Raw genomic sequence first — 14012 nt, 5'->3', positions numbered from 1 at the left:
CAATCTCGACCAAGCTCACGCATGGCCGGCCTCGGTGGTGAGCATCATCGGATCGATACCCAGCAATTTGATGGCGGCGTTGTAGCGCTCCTCGATCGGCAGGTCGAACAGCACGTGGGCGTCGGCGCCCACGGTGAGCCAGCCGTTGCGCGACAATTCTTCCTCGAGCTGGCCCGGACTCCAGCCGGCGTAGCCGATCGAAACCAGCATGCGGGCGGGTCCGGCACCGCTGGCGACCGCCTCGAGCACGTCGATCGAGGTGGTGAAGGCGACGTCGTCGGTCACGTTCAGCGAGGAAGAATAGCGTCCGCCCGGACTGTGCAGCACGAAGCCGCGGTCGTCCTGGACCGGACCGCCGAACATGATCGGCTCGTCGACTACCTGCGCGCGCAGGCCTTCGGCCACTTTCAGGTCGATGCGGTCGAACAGCACCTCCATCGTCATGTCGGTCGGCTTGTTGATGACGACCCCGAGCACGCCTTTTTCGTTATGCTCGCAGATGTACACCACCGCGCCGCCGAAGATCGGGTCTTCCATGGAAGGCATGGCGATGAGGAAATGATTGGCCAAATTCAACCCTGACGGTGCCGGACCGATATTGCCGAGTGTTTCGCCTCCCTGCGGCAGGCCGGCCATGGGCAGAGTTGTGCCGATTTTGCTCTTCTTCATACGCTGACTCTCTGTTGGCTAGTATCCCGACTACAACATTAGGCTTTTCGATAGTTTACACTGAAACGCGCGACCAGCCATCCGGAGCGCCGTTGCGCGCGCGAAGCACCACTCGATAACGTGATGCAACCGTTCGATCCTAGCCCGTAAAATGGCTCGCCCTGTTGACTGAAAACACGATGATTCCGAAAAGCAAGTCTGTTGTCTGGTTCCGGCGCGACCTGCGCGCCTTCGACCACGCCGCCCTGCACCATGCGTTGCGCGATGCCGCCCAATACGGCGGCAGCGTGGTCTGCGTCTTCGTGTTCGACACCGGTATCCTGGACGGCTTGCCGCGCGAGGAACGGCGCGTGCGCTTCATCCACGCCAGCCTGCGCGAACTCGACGCCGAGCTGCGCAAACTCGGCGGCGGGCTGATGGTGCGCCACGGCGCCGCGGTGGACGAGATCCCGCGCCTGGCCGCCGAACTCGATGCCCGCAGCGTGTACGTCAACGAGGATTACGAACCGGACGCGATCGCCCGCGACGCGGCCGTGGCCGCGGCACTGGAAGCCGGGGGCCGCAGCCTGTTGCGCTTCAAGGACCAGGTGATTTTCGAGAAAAACGAGGTGCTGACCCTGGCCGGCGGGATCTACGGCGTGTTCACCCCGTATAAGAACGCATGGCTCAAGCGCCTGGCCGCCCAGCCGGAAGCGGCCGCGCCGTGGATGATCGAACCGCATGCGGGGGCCCTGGCGCCCGTGCCCGAGGTGGCGCTGCCTGGCCTGGCGCAGCTCGGGTTCGATGACGGTCCCCTGCCCGCGCCGCCCGGGATGGCGGGGGCAAGTGAACTGTTCGAACACTTCCTGCCACGCCTGGCTGATTACGGCACGGCGCGCGACTTCCCGGCGCTGGACGCAACGTCTCGCCTGTCGATTCACCTGCGCTTCGGCACTACCTCGGTACGCCACCTGGTGCGCACGCTGCGCCAGATGATGGCCAATGGCGCCGGTGGCGCGGGCGCGCCGGTGTGGCTGTCGGAACTGATCTGGCGCGAGTTCTACGCGATGATCCTGTTCCACCATCCGCATATCGCGCAGCAGTCGTTCAAGCCGGCCTTCGATGCGATCGCATGGGAAGCGGGCGAGCCGGCGCAGGCTTTATTTGCCGCCTGGTGCGAAGGCCGTACCGGCTATCCGCTGGTGGACGCGGCGATGGTCCAGCTGAACACGACCGGCTTCATGCACAACCGGCTGCGCATGGTGACGGCCAGCTTTTTAGTAAAAGATCTCGGGATCGACTGGCGCTGGGGCGAGCGCTATTTTGCGCGCCAATTGAACGACTACGACCTGGCCTCGAACGTCGGCGGCTGGCAGTGGGCGGCATCGACCGGATGCGATGCGCAGCCGTGGTTCCGCATCTTCAATCCGGTGACGCAGTCGCAGAAGTTCGACCGGCAGGGGGAGTTTATAAAACAGTACCTGCCGCAGCTGGCGAAGCTGGAGGCGCGGGATATTCATGCGCCGTGGCTGGTGCCGGCGGATGAATTGGCGGCGTGCGGGATCGTGTTGGGGAGGGATTATCCGGAGCCGATCATCGATCATGCGCAGGCGCGGCAGCGGACGCTGGAGCGATTTACCGTCGTCAAAGGCGGGTGATGCCGTCGGGTGTTCAGGGGCACGAACGCGTGGGCTCGAGAGCCCACCCTACGGCATAGGCAAATCGATTACGCCTCCGGCATCTCGCCATTCAACAACCCGGCAATCGCCCCCAACAACACCGGCTCCTGGAACGGCTTGCCGAAATACGCATTTACGCCCAATCCCAGCGCGACATTGCGGTGCTTGTCGGCCGTGCGCGAGGTGATCATGATCACCGGCAGCGCGGCCGTGGCAGGATCGCCGCGCACGTGGCGCACGAGATCAAAACCGTCCATGCGCGGCATCTCGATATCGACCAGCATCAGGTCGGGACGCACTTCCGGCAGCTGCGCCAGCGCGTCGACCCCATCCTTGGCGAGCGCCACCCGGTAGCCCTCGCGCTCGAGCAGGCGCTGGGTCACGCGGCGCACGGTCAGCGAGTCGTCGACCACCATCACCGTCGGGCGGTGGACGGGCGCCGGCTGGGCCGCGGCGGGAACCATGCCCACGCTCCCGGCATTCCGGCCCAGGGCCAGCGGGTTCAGGATCAACACGATGTCGCCGCTGCCGAGCACCGTGGCGCCGGCAATCCCCGGCACCCGCGCCAGTTGCGGTCCGAGGTTTTTGATGACCACCTCGCGGTTGCCCAGTACCTCGTCGACCTGCAGTGCGATGCGCTCGCCGGCGCTGTGCAGCAGCAGCACCGGACGCGAACGCAGGCCGGGTTCGAAACGGTCTCCTTCCCCCAGCAGCGCCGGCAGGTAGTGGAAGGGCAGTACCTGTCCGCCGGCGTCGAGCGTGCCGGTCTCCGCGGCGGCGGCCAGGTCCGGCTCGCGCACCTGTACCACCTGCTCGACCAGGGTCGAGGGCAGCGCATAGGTCTTGCCGGCGCTGGCGACCAGCACGACCTGCGTGACGGCGAGGGTCAGCGGCAGGCGGATGGTAAAACGCGTGCCCTGCCCGGCCTCGGTGTCGATCGTCACGCGCCCGCCCAGGGCCTGCGCTTCCGAGCGCACCACGTCCATGCCGACGCCGCGTCCCGCCAGTTCGGTCAGCGTATCGGCGGTCGAGAAGCCGGGCGCGAAAATCAGTTCGGCCGCCTGCGCGTCGCTCAGTTCCGCATCCCCGGCAATCAGGCCGAGCGCAATCGCCTTGGCGCGGATGCGCCCCAAATCCAGGCCGGCGCCGTCGTCGCCGAACTGCAGCACGACCTCGTTGCCCTGCTGGCTCACCTGCACCAGCAGCTCGCCGGTATCGGATTTGCCGCCGGCTGCGCGCTCGGTACGCGGCTCGATGCCGTGCACGATGGCGTTGCGCAGCAGGTGTTCGAAGGGCGCGGCCATCTGTTCCAGCACGCTGCGGTCGATCTCGACGGCGCCGCCGCGGATGTCCAGGTTTACGCGTTTATCCGTTTCCTTGGCCGTCTGGCGCGCGACGCGAAACAGGCGTTCGGACAAGCTGGCAAAGGGCACCATCCGCACCCGCATCAGGTCGCGCTGGAGGTCGCGCGTCATGCGCGATTGCGCCGCCAGTTCTTCGCCGGCGCCGTCGACCGTGCGCGAGAGCGACTCGTGGAAGGAGGCGACGTCGTTGACGCTCTCGGCCATCATGCGGGTCAGTTCCTGCAGCCGGGTAAAACGGTCGAATTCGAGCGGGTCGAACTCGCGCTCGCCAGCGATCGACATTCGCGAGGCGATCTGCGATTCGGCCTGCATCTCGACTTCGCGCAGCTGGCGCCGCAGGCGGCCGAGGTTGTCGGAAAACTCACCCAGCGCAGCTTTTAATACGCCCATCTGGTTTTCCAGTTTCGAGCGCGTGATCGAGACCTCGCCGGCCTGGGTCACGAGACGGTCGAGGATGTCGGCGCGTACCCGCACCAGCGGCGTGCGCGCCTCGCTCGGGGTCAGCGCATCCGCGGCAGGCTCCGCCGGCGCTTCGGACGCATCGGGCGCATCGCTTGCCGGCGCCTGCGCCGGCTGCACCAGCTGCTCGAACAGCGCCAGCGCCGTGTCGTAGTTGGCCATCAGCTCGTCGAACGCGGCGGGCGCGCTGGTCCCCGCATGCACCATGTTCTCGACTTGCGTTTCCAGCTCGTGGGTATGCTGGCCGATGCGCATCGCGCCGGCCATGCGCGCGCTGCCTTTGACGGTGTGCAGGGTGCGCAGCAGGCCTTGCGCCGGCGCCGGGTCCTGCGGGTTGTTCTGCCACTGGCGCAGGCCGTTGCCGATCTGCGGCAGCAGGTCGGCCGCCTCTTCCAGGAACACCGGCAGCAAGTCTGGATCGAGCTCGTCGTGCAGCACCGGTTCGGGCGCCGGCGCGCCGTCCGTCGCCAGGGCCACGGGACGCGCGGTCGCTTCCGGCTGGGCCGCCTCGTGCGGCTCGGGCTCGGGCTCGGGCTCGGGCTCGGGCTCGGGCTCGGGCTCGGGCACAGGTTCCGCTTGCGCTTCCGGTTCCACCTGCGCTTCGGCCTGGGCCTCCGGCGCATCGAACAAGGCGTCGAAATCGAGGCCGAACAGGTCGTCGACGGCTGCGTCCGCGGCCGGTTTTTCCTCGACGGGCTGCGCAGCCGGCACCGCCACCGGCGGCTCGGCCCGCAGGCTGTCGTAGGCCTGCGCGAACAGCGTGTCGAGCTGGCGCGCGAGATCCGTGCCGGCGTCGCCGTACGCGGCTGCGGCCTGCTGCTGCGCCAGGGCTGTGCGCAGGGCGTCGAGCTCGGCCAGCATGTCCGGCTGGGCGGGCGCCAGTTCGTCGCGTCCGAAGGCCTGCAGCATCTGGCGCACGCGCGCCAGCGCGGCGTCGAGCACGTCGTGCTGGGCCGGGCTCAGGCTCAAGCCTGGCGCCGCCAGCATCTCGAGCGTCGTCTCCAGCGCCTGCGCCAGGTCGCGCAAGGGGAGGAAACCGACCGTGCCCGACGTGCCGCCCAGCGTGTGCACCGCCTTCAATGCCTCGGCGCTGGCCAGGCGTCCCGTTTCATGGCGCCACTCGCCGAAATCGCGCTCGAGCAGGCGCAGGAGTTCGTCGGTCTCGGCGACATAGATGTTGTACAGGGCCAGCGGAATCTCAAGCGTGCCGACGCGGTGCATGTTCTCGTCGGCGGCCGGCGCTGGACGGGTGGCCGTCGGCAGGGAAATCACATTGCTGGCCGCTTCCCGTTGCGCCGGCGGCGTCTCCTCGGCCGTCACGGGCTCCACGGCAAAGGCGGCGCCGCCCTGCACGCCTTCGGCTGCCGCGATCAGCCCGGCGTTGCTGCGTGCCGAGCTGCCGCTTGCCGCCAGTTCGGCGACCCAGGGCGAAAGTTCGGCGTGCGCGTGTCCGACGAGATCGAGCAGATCGGACGTGGCGGCGCGGGCGTCCGCGAGCCAGACGTTCAGCACGCGCTCCAGTGCCGCCGCGCCGGCCGCGAATTCGTCGAGGCTGACCATGCGCGCGCTGCCCTTGAGCGTGTGGAAGGCACGCCGCACGATGGTCAATGCGTCCTGCGCCTGCGGGTCGCGGCGCAGCTCGGGCAGTGTGGCGGCGATCGTGTCCAGCACTTCGCCCGCTTCGGCAACGAAGATCTCGAGCAGTTCGGCGTCGATGCCGGCTTCCGGTGCAAGGGCCGCAGCAGCAGCAGCAGCTTCGTCAGGCACCGCGGACACCGGCATCGCTGCTTCCTGCGCGGCGCTCGCCTGCTCGACACTCAACTCGCACAGCAGCTCCGCTTCCTCGTCGAACACGAAGCGGTCCTTCGCGCTGTTGCTGTTCTGCGCCAGCATGTCGGTGAAAAAGCCCAACGCGCCGATATTCCGGGCGATGTTATGCAGCGTGCCGGCCTGGGCCTGGACGTCGCCGTCGCCCTCGGCCAGGTTCGAGACCGCCTCGCGCACATGGTGCGCGGTGCGCGCCGCCGCCTCGTGGTCGAGGATGGAGAGTGCGCCCTGGATCTGGTGCAGCAGCGGAGCGGCCGCCACCAGCGCGCCGCGCTTGTGGCGCGGGTCGTCGTAATACTCGTCGAGCAGTTTTTCGACCTGGCGCAGGCCGGACTTGATTTCTCCCGCCAGCACGGCCACCGTCTGGCCCTGCTGGATCGACTGCGCCAGTTCGTTCTGCCAGTCGGGTGCCGCGGGCGGCGTTTCACCGGCAGCGAGGGCCAGCAAGCGCTGGCCCACCACTTCCGCATGCTGCCCGAAATCCTCCGGCAGCTGGCGCACCTGGTCCAGGCCGTGTTCGACGAACAGCATGGCCGTGGCCATCTCGAGGCCGAACTGATCGTTGCGGCCCGAAGCGATCGAGTCGTTGGCGGCCTGGCCGAGTTCGCGCAGCAGTTGCGCCAGGGCCGGCGCGCCGAGCTTCTCGCTGGCGCCGGCGAGCGTCGCCAGCGCGCCGTTGAAATCGGCTTCGCGCGCGGCGTCGGGATGCACGGCGAGCTGGTCCCAGTCCGACTTCGAGCGTGCCAGCGCTTCCTTGGCTTCCTTCAGCGCGTGCGGATCGACCTTGCCGTAGCGGCGCTCGGCATAATCGGCCGGCACCGCGCCGTCGAGGCGGAAGGCGCGCCGCAGGACCGCCGCCTCGCCCCCGGCCTCGCCTGCGGCCGCGATGAAGAACAGCGCGTCGCGCAGCATCGTGTCGGGCAGGCCGGCCTGGCCCTGGGCCAGGCGGCGCAGCTGCAGGTTGATCTGGCCGAACAGCTGCTTGATCAACAGGTCGCCCGCCAGAGCGCCCCCGGCCACCAGCGTGGCGACCGCATGCAGCGCCTGCCAGGCTGTACCGGCAGGCGTCAACGGCGCGATCGCCGCGGCCAGGGCGCCCGCATGCGTACGCTGGGCGGCGGCGTCAGGACTCTTCAGGTAAGGCAGCAGCGCCTTCTCGAACTGGGCGCGGCAAGCCGCGTACTCAAGCGCGGCATCGCCGGACGCAACGGCATGCGTCGTGTCGATAGCGAGCAGGTCGGACGGATGGATGCGCTCCGCGCCCAGCAATTCCTGCAGCGCGCGGTAATACGGGAACAGGCGTACAGGCTGGGGCGCGGCGCCCGCGACCAATTCGTCCAGGTATTCGCCGATCGCGCCGAAGGCCTCGCGCACGGCCTTGACACTCTCCGGCGTGCAGTCGAGCGTGCGCTCCTTGAAACGGTCGAGCGCGCGCTCGGCGGCGCTGGTGAGCAGGCCCACGCCTTCGACATCGACCATCTGCAGCGCGCCGTGCGCCTGGTGCAAATGCGTCTTCGCATGCAGCAGCAGGGTCGGCTGGGCTTCGCTCGAACGCGTCGCCGCATCGTTCAGGGCGCTGCTGGAGCGCTCGAGCGCGCCGCGGATCTCGCCGATCACCCAGGACAAAGGGCCGGTGTCAAAAAGGGGCGCGGGCTGGGATGAAGTCATCGTCGTTGTCGGGGTTGGTCCTCAGGCGGCGACGCGGAAGCGCGACACCGAGTTTTTCAGTTCCTGCGCCAGCACGGCCAGCTGGCGGATCGATAGTGCGGTCTGCTCGGTGCCGGCCTGGGTATGCTCGGTCACGGAGAGGATGTGCTGCATATTGTGCGCCACGCCGTTGGCCGATGTCGCCTGCAACCCGGTCGCAAACGAGATCCCCTGGATCAGTTCCGCGAGGCGGTTCGAGACGCGCGAGATGTCCGCCAGCGCGGCACCGGCCGCATCCGACAGGCGCGCACCCTCGACCACGCCCTGGGTCGATTTTTCCATCGCCGCCGCGGCGTCGTGCGTGTCCGTCTGAATCGTCCGCACCAGCGCGCCGATCTGCTTGGCGGCGTCGCCGGAACGTTCGGCCAGGCGCTGCACCTCTTCGGCCACGACCGAGAAGCCGCGTCCCGCTTCGCCGGCCGACGCCGCCTGGATCGCCGCGTTCAGCGCCAACACGTTGGTCTGCTCGGTAATGTCGGAAATCAGTTCGGTAATTTCGCCGATCTCCTGCGAGGATTCGCCCAGGCGCTTGATGCGCTTCGAGGTTTCCTGGATCTGTTCGCGGATCTCGTGCATGCCGAGGATCGCGTTCTGCACCGCCGCCGCGCCCTGCTCCGCCGCCGCCACCGACTGGCGCGCGACCTCGGCCGATTCGTTGGCCGACTTCGATACGTCGGTGATCTCGCCGGCCATGCGCAGGACCGTCGACGAGGCTTCCTCGATCTCGCGCGACTGCTGTCCGGTCGCGTCCAGCAAGCCCGTGGAAATCGTCTGCGCCTCGTTCGAGGCCTGCGTCACCTGCTCGGCGGTGGTGGTGACGCGCTGCACCAGCGTACGCAGCTCCTCGACCGTATAGTTGACGGAGTCGGCGATCGCGCCGGTGATGTCTTCCGAGACGGTGGCGTGCACGGTCAAATCGCCGTCGGCCACTTCCTGCAGTTCGTTCATCAGGCGCAGAATCGCGGCCTGGTTCTGGTTGTTGGTGGCCTTGGCTTCTTCTTCCTGCGCCTGCGCCAGCTGGCGCAGGCTTTCCGCTTCGCGGCGCCGCGCGTCGGCGCCGCGGGTGCGGTTGCGCGAGTCCTGCAGCATGACGCGGCTGATCGAGCCGGCGGTGGCCAGCGTGAAGATCGAGGCCACCACCAGCAGCCAGAACCAGCTGTTCTGCGTGGATTGCTGTTCGCGGTAGCCGGCCTGCAGCGCGCTGACTTCCTTCTTGATTTCTTCGTTGTCGCGGTGGATGGTGCGCGCGGCGGCGCGCGCTTTCGAATACGCCGCCGGGTTGTCGAGGAAGGGCGCGAAGTCCTTGCGGAAGGCATTGAAACGGGTCTGCACCTGGATCAGCTTGTCGCGCAAATCCGGGTTGCGCTGGGCCGCGCCGCCGCCCTGCAGCTCGCCGAGCGCATGTTCGAAGGCGGCACTGTCGGCGCCGATGCGCACCGCGGCGTCGTCGCCGGGCACGCCGATGGCGAAGAACTGGTTGGCGCCGCGCGCCAGGCGCTGGGTCAGCATCATCATGCGGCCGATCGCGGCCAGCTCGCGCGCGCTGGCGCCGCGTTCGACGTTCTGCGCCATCAGGTCTTCGGTCAGGGTCAGCATTTCGGACGCGAGGGCGTCGAGCTGGCGCACGCTTTTGTCGAAGGCGATCAGCGCCGGCTTCATCTTGATGATGTTGGCCGCGCCCTGGTCGGAGGCGTTCCAGGTATTGCGCACGCGCGCCAGCTGGGCGGCCTGGCGGCCGCTGGCGCCCGGGATGCTGACGGCGCCGAGATCGCCGCCCTTGGCCAGCAGGCGCATATTGCGCTCGACTTCGGCGCGGCTCTCGTCGAGCTGGGCGAAGGAATCGGGGCGCCCGGCGAGCGCGTTCGGCGCCGCCTTGCCGGCACGCTGGGTATGCATCAGGATGTCGCCGGCGACCTGGATCTGGGCGGCGACTTTGGCGTTGACGGCGGCGTTCTGCCACATCCCGAGGATGGTCAGCAAAATGCCGGCGGCGAAGGCGACCAGCAGCAGGCGCAGCTGGCGCGGCAGCGACAGGTGGCCGATCAGCGGCAGGCTGAGGTTATCCTCTTCCTCGCTCTCTTCGGCGGCACCCGGTGCGCGGCGGCGCATCACGTTCCCGAGCCGCAGCATGGCTTCCTCGGCCGAGCCGCCTGCCTCCACAGCGGCGGGCGGCGTCTCCGGCATCAGCTCGGCGCCGAAGCGCGTGTCCGGCGACGCCAGCACGGTGTCGTTCTCGCCCTTCCCCTTCGGGAGGAAATTCAGGCCCATCTTTGAAGCGATTCCCATTGCGGCTCCTGGTGCTGCGGTGTTTTTATTGGCGGGGCTGGAGGGCGACGTGCAGGAAGCGTTCTTCCCGCACCAGTGCCGCCAGCGACAAGGGCGTCCATGCATGGCCGTCGGCGTCGCGCAGCACGGCGCCCTCGGCCTGCATCGCACTGCGGCGACGCAGGCCGTACACGCGCGTGACGAGCAGCGCGCAATTGAAGCCGAGGCGCGGCGCCAGCGAGACCAGGCGCGCCTCCGGCCCGCTGGCCGCGGCCTTGGGGTCGAGATAGCGCGCCAGGTCGATCACGCCCAGCAGGCTGCCGCGCACGTTGGCCAGCCCCAGGTACCAGGGCTGGGTCAGCGGCACGCCGGCCAGGGGCGGCGGCGCCACGATTTCTCCGGCTTCGGTCAGCTCCAATAAATAACGCGCGCCGCCGATGTCCACGCCCAGCTGGTGCTGCGCCTCTGCGGCGCCGCTTTGCGCGGCCTGCATCCGGGCCAGCAACTGCGCCTGGTAGTCGCGCAGGCGGGTGCGGCGGGCCGCCGCCGGGGCGAGCGCGCTGCCGTTCACGCCGGCGTTCATCAGGCGCCCAGGGCGGCGATGCGCGCCAGCAGCTGGGTCGGATCGACCGGCTTGACGAAATAATCCCTGGCGCCCTGGCGCATGCCCCAGATGCGGTCGGTTTCCTGGTTCTTGCTGCTGCAGATGATGACCGGCACGGCGGCCAGCTCGGGGTCGCGCGCGATCGAACGCGTCACCTGGAAGCCGTTCGCGCCAGGCATGACGACGTCCATCAGGATCAGCTCGGGCCGGTCGGCACGCATTTTGACCAGCGCTTCTTCGCCGTTGTCGGCAGTGGAGACGGCAAAGCCGTTTTTGACCAGGATGTCGGTCAGGTAGTAGCGTTCCGTCGGTGAGTCGTCGACGATCAGGATCTTGTGTATGGCCACGGGGGCTCCGCAAATCAAGGGGTTCCGGCCTGTGGGGCCGTGTGCTCGCGGACGGCCGCGAGCAGGGTATCTTTGGAAAACGGCTTGGTGAGATAGGCGCTCGAGCCGACCATCGCGCCGCGCGCGCGGTCGAACAGGCCATCCTTCGACGAGAGCATGACCACCGGCGTCGCGTGAAAACGCGCGCTCTTCTTGATCAGCGCACAGGTCTGGTAACCGTCCAGGCGCGGCATCAGGATGTCGCAGAAGACGAGCGCCGGATGGTGGTCGTTGATCTTGGCGAGCGCATCGAAACCGTCCTCGGCCAGCACCACGCGGTAGCCGGCCTGGGTGAGGAAAATCTCGGCCGAACGGCGGATCGTGTTGCTGTCGTCGACCACCATCACGGTGAGGCTGCTTGCTTGCTGCGATGTCGTCATTTTCGTTTCACTTCAGCATGGACCGCCAAGATAGCATAGGGCGATGGGCTTGTGCGTGAAGTGTTGCACAGCGTCAACTAGGAGCAAACGGAAGGGGGAAAAGCTTGTTGGAAGGGCTAGAAATTACGTTATCGGGTGGGGTGGAATTGATAACTTGATTGCAAAGTTGGCATCGGAAATGCCGATGTTGCAGGGTGGGCTCCGCCCACGCGGTCGGACATTTGCACAGCCGCAGCGTGGAATGTCGTCAGTGGTATGCATGAGCACGATACCGCGTGGGCGGAGCCCACCCTACACAATCAGATCGCGGTCATTTCGAAATCGTCTTTCCGGGCGCCGCATTCCGGACAGGTCCAGTTCATCGGCACATCGGCCCAGCGGGTACCGGGAGCAATCCCGTCTTCCGGGGCGCCCGCTTCTTCGTCGTAGACCCATCCGCAGATCAGGCACATCCAGGTCTGGTAGGCGGTTGCGGTCGTCTCGTTACTCACGTGTAGTTCCTTCGATCTAGTAAAATGGGGAATCAGGTATCTTAATCTACCCGTCGTGCAAAACCAACCGTCTCCGCTGATTCTCACATTTGGGGTGTCCGACCCGGTCGGGGCACTTGGCGTGCAGGCAGATGTCGCCACCTTCGCCGCCCATGGCTGCCACGCCCTCTCCATCACCACCGCGCTGCTGGTGTCCGACAGCGCGCGCGTCGAAGAATGGCATGAAGTCGACACCGGCGTCATGGCCGACCAGGCGCGCCAGGTGCTCGAGGACATGCCGATCGCCGCAGTGAAAATCGGGGCGATTGCCAGCATCGAGCAGGCCGCGGCGATCGCCGAAATCGTTTCCGATTACGCCGAGGTGCCGCTGATCGTCGACCCGTTTCTCTCCGCCCTGCCCGACTCCGGCATGTCGGACGAGGACATCGTCGCCTCGATCCGCCAGATCCTGGCACCGCAGGCGACGGTATTACAACTGTCGCAATCGGAACTCGGACGCATGGCCGAACTCTGGCGCGAAGCCGGAGTAGAGGGGTCCCTGGAGACGGACGTCGCCGAGCTGACCGCGCGCGGCTGCCAGTACGTGCTCGTCACCGGCACCTCGAGCGAGGGGCATAAACGCGCCAACACCCTGTTCGACCGCGACGACGGCGTCACCATCATCGACTGGCAGCACCTGCCCGGCCATTTCGTGGGCGCCGGCACCACTCTCTCGGGCGCGATCGCCGCATTGATGGCGCGTGGGATGGACGCCATCGACGCCCTGCGTGCCGCCCAGGAGTACACCTATGGCGCCCTCCTGCACGCCCAGCGCTTCGGCATGGGCAAGCTCGTTCCCAACCGTTTCTACCGCATCCTGCCGCAGGCCGGCAGCACGAAAGCATCCAAGACATGACGACTGACCAATCCGCATCCCGTAACGACACCCTGTTCGCCCGCGCCCAGGAAACCACGCCCGGCGGCGTGAATTCGCCGGTGCGCGCCTTCCGCTCGGTCGGCGGCACCCCGCGCTTCATCACCCGCGCCGAGGGACCGTATTTTTGGGACGCCGACGGCAAGCGCTATATCGACTACATCGGTTCCTGGGGCCCGGCCATCGTCGGCCACGCCCACCCTCAAGTTGTCAAGGCGGTGCAGCTTGCTGCTTCTAATGGTCTATCTTTTGGCGCGCCGACCGAAGCCGAGATCGAGATCGCGGAAGAAATCTGCAAGCTGGTGCCGTCGATCGAGCAGGTGCGCCTGGTTTCCTCGGGCACCGAAGCGACGATGAGCGCCCTGCGCCTGGCGCGCGGCGCCACCGGCCGCGACAAGATCGTGAAATTCGAAGGCTGCTACCACGGCCACGCTGACTCGCTGCTGGTGAAAGCCGGCTCCGGCCTGCTGACCTTCGGCAACCCGACCTCGGCCGGCGTGCCGGAAGACTTCGTCAAGCACACCCTGGTCCTCGACTACAACAACGTCGCCCAGCTGGAAGACGCTTTTAAAACGATGGGCGATACGATTGCCTGCGTGATCGTCGAGCCGGTCGCCGGCAACATGAACCTGATCCGCGCGACGCCCGAATTCCTCGGACGCATGCGCGAGCTGTGCACCGAACACGGCGCCGTGCTGATTTTCGACGAGGTCATGTGCGGCTTCCGCGTCGGCCTCGGCGGCGCCCAGGAAATGTACGGCATCACCCCGGACCTCACCGCCCTGGGTAAAGTCATCGGCGGCGGCCTGCCGGTGGCGGCCTTTGGCGGCAAGCGCGACCTGATGCAGAAGATGGCGCCGATCGGCCCCGTGTACCAGGCCGGTACGCTGTCGGGCAATCCGGTGGCGGTCGCCGCCGGCATGACGACCCTGAAGATCGTGCAGGAAGCCGGCTTTTATGAGCGGCTGACGGCCGCCGGCGAGAAGCTGGTCGCCGGCCTGACGGCAGCGGCGAAAGAAGCGGGCATCGCCTTCTGCGGCGATTCGGTGGGCGGCATGTTCGGCTTCTATTTCAGCGAGACGGTGCCGTCGACCTATGGCCAGATGATGGCGGGCGACAAGGCGCGCTTCAATGCCTTCTTCCACGGCATGCTGGATGAAGGTGTGTATTTCGCTCCAGCCATGTTCGAAGCGGGCTTCGTGTCCGCTGCGCACGACGATGCGGTCATCGAGGAAACGATTTCAGCCGCGCGGAAAGTCTTCGCCCGCATCGCTTAAGGCAGAGCAAAC

Annotated in this window: 10 protein-coding genes; 3 read left to right on the top strand and 7 right to left on the bottom strand. The window is 67.3% G+C overall.

From position 1 onward, the window contains the following. Positions 1–15: 15 nt before the first annotated feature. Positions 16–669 (bottom strand): YqgE/AlgH family protein, encoded by a 654-nt coding sequence (locus tag ACI48I_RS01785; RefSeq protein ID WP_498573161.1) that lies wholly within the window; start codon positions 667–669, stop codon positions 16–18. Between the two features lie 179 nt (positions 670–848). Here ACI48I_RS01785 and ACI48I_RS01780 point away from each other — a divergent pair, with 179 nt between their 5' ends. Further along, positions 849–2306, top strand: a complete 1458-nt coding sequence (locus ACI48I_RS01780; RefSeq protein WP_498573160.1) for a cryptochrome/photolyase family protein — start codon at positions 849–851, stop codon at positions 2304–2306. A 68-nt stretch (positions 2307–2374) separates the two neighbouring features. On the opposite strand, the gene ACI48I_RS01775 is transcribed toward ACI48I_RS01780, so the two are convergent. The 6 genes from ACI48I_RS01775 to ACI48I_RS01750 form a co-directional block, all read right to left on the bottom strand. Continuing rightward, a complete protein-coding gene (locus tag ACI48I_RS01775; RefSeq protein ID WP_498573159.1) occupies positions 2375–7645 on the bottom strand; it encodes a hybrid sensor histidine kinase/response regulator in 5271 nt (1756 codons plus the stop codon). 21 nt (positions 7646–7666) lie between these two features. Further along, on the bottom strand, positions 7667–9970 hold the full coding sequence (locus ACI48I_RS01770) for a methyl-accepting chemotaxis protein (protein ID WP_498573158.1): 2304 nt from the start codon (positions 9968–9970) through the stop codon (positions 7667–7669). Positions 9971–9995: 25 nt separating this feature from the next. Continuing rightward, positions 9996–10532, bottom strand: coding sequence for a chemotaxis protein CheW (locus ACI48I_RS01765; RefSeq protein WP_193688361.1), 537 nt, complete (start codon positions 10530–10532; stop codon positions 9996–9998). Next, the gene (locus ACI48I_RS01760; protein ID WP_307727401.1) at positions 10532–10900 is read right to left on the bottom strand and encodes a response regulator transcription factor; all 369 of its coding nucleotides are present in this window, start codon (positions 10898–10900) and stop codon (positions 10532–10534) included. The genes ACI48I_RS01765 and ACI48I_RS01760 overlap by 1 nt, the downstream gene beginning before the upstream one ends. Before the next feature lie 14 nt (positions 10901–10914). After that, complete coding sequence (locus tag ACI48I_RS01755; RefSeq protein ID WP_193688360.1) at positions 10915–11319, bottom strand: response regulator; 405 nt, start codon at positions 11317–11319, stop codon at positions 10915–10917. A 299-nt stretch (positions 11320–11618) separates the two neighbouring features. Continuing rightward, positions 11619–11771 (bottom strand): rubredoxin, encoded by a 153-nt coding sequence (locus tag ACI48I_RS01750; RefSeq protein WP_091876441.1) that lies wholly within the window; start codon positions 11769–11771, stop codon positions 11619–11621. 94 nt (positions 11772–11865) lie between these two features. On the opposite strand from ACI48I_RS01750, the gene thiD reads away from it, so the two are divergent. Then, positions 11866–12705, top strand: a complete 840-nt coding sequence (thiD, locus tag ACI48I_RS01745) for a bifunctional hydroxymethylpyrimidine kinase/phosphomethylpyrimidine kinase (RefSeq protein ID WP_498573157.1) — start codon at positions 11866–11868, stop codon at positions 12703–12705. Continuing rightward, positions 12702–14000: a glutamate-1-semialdehyde 2,1-aminomutase gene (gene hemL / locus ACI48I_RS01740; protein WP_498573156.1), complete on the top strand. Its 1299-nt coding sequence runs from the start codon at positions 12702–12704 to the stop codon at positions 13998–14000. The genes thiD and hemL overlap by 4 nt, the downstream gene beginning before the upstream one ends. Positions 14001–14012: the final 12 nt, after the last annotated feature.

This window comes from Massilia sp. LXY-5 (genome assembly GCF_059801075.1).
Note: the sequence above shows the minus strand (reverse complement) of the source record. Positions and strands in the feature narration are given on the sequence as shown.

What these genes read in the sequence shown, in the direction of transcription:
- ACI48I_RS01785 (WP_498573161.1), bottom strand. Translation starts at nt 669, where the DNA reads ATGAAGAAGAGCAAAATCGGCACAACTCTGCCCATGGCCGGCCTGCCG.
- ACI48I_RS01780 (WP_498573160.1), top strand. Translation starts at nt 849, where the DNA reads ATGATTCCGAAAAGCAAGTCTGTTGTCTGGTTCCGGCGCGACCTGCGC.
- ACI48I_RS01775 (WP_498573159.1), bottom strand. Translation starts at nt 7,645, where the DNA reads ATGACTTCATCCCAGCCCGCGCCCCTTTTTGACACCGGCCCTTTGTCC.
- ACI48I_RS01770 (WP_498573158.1), bottom strand. Translation starts at nt 9,970, where the DNA reads ATGGGAATCGCTTCAAAGATGGGCCTGAATTTCCTCCCGAAGGGGAAG.
- ACI48I_RS01765 (WP_193688361.1), bottom strand. Translation starts at nt 10,532, where the DNA reads ATGAACGCCGGCGTGAACGGCAGCGCGCTCGCCCCGGCGGCGGCCCGC.
- ACI48I_RS01755 (WP_193688360.1), bottom strand. Translation starts at nt 11,319, where the DNA reads ATGACGACATCGCAGCAAGCAAGCAGCCTCACCGTGATGGTGGTCGAC.
- ACI48I_RS01750 (WP_091876441.1), bottom strand. Translation starts at nt 11,771, where the DNA reads ATGTGCCTGATCTGCGGATGGGTCTACGACGAAGAAGCGGGCGCCCCG.
- hemL (WP_498573156.1), top strand. Translation starts at nt 12,702, where the DNA reads ATGACGACTGACCAATCCGCATCCCGTAACGACACCCTGTTCGCCCGC.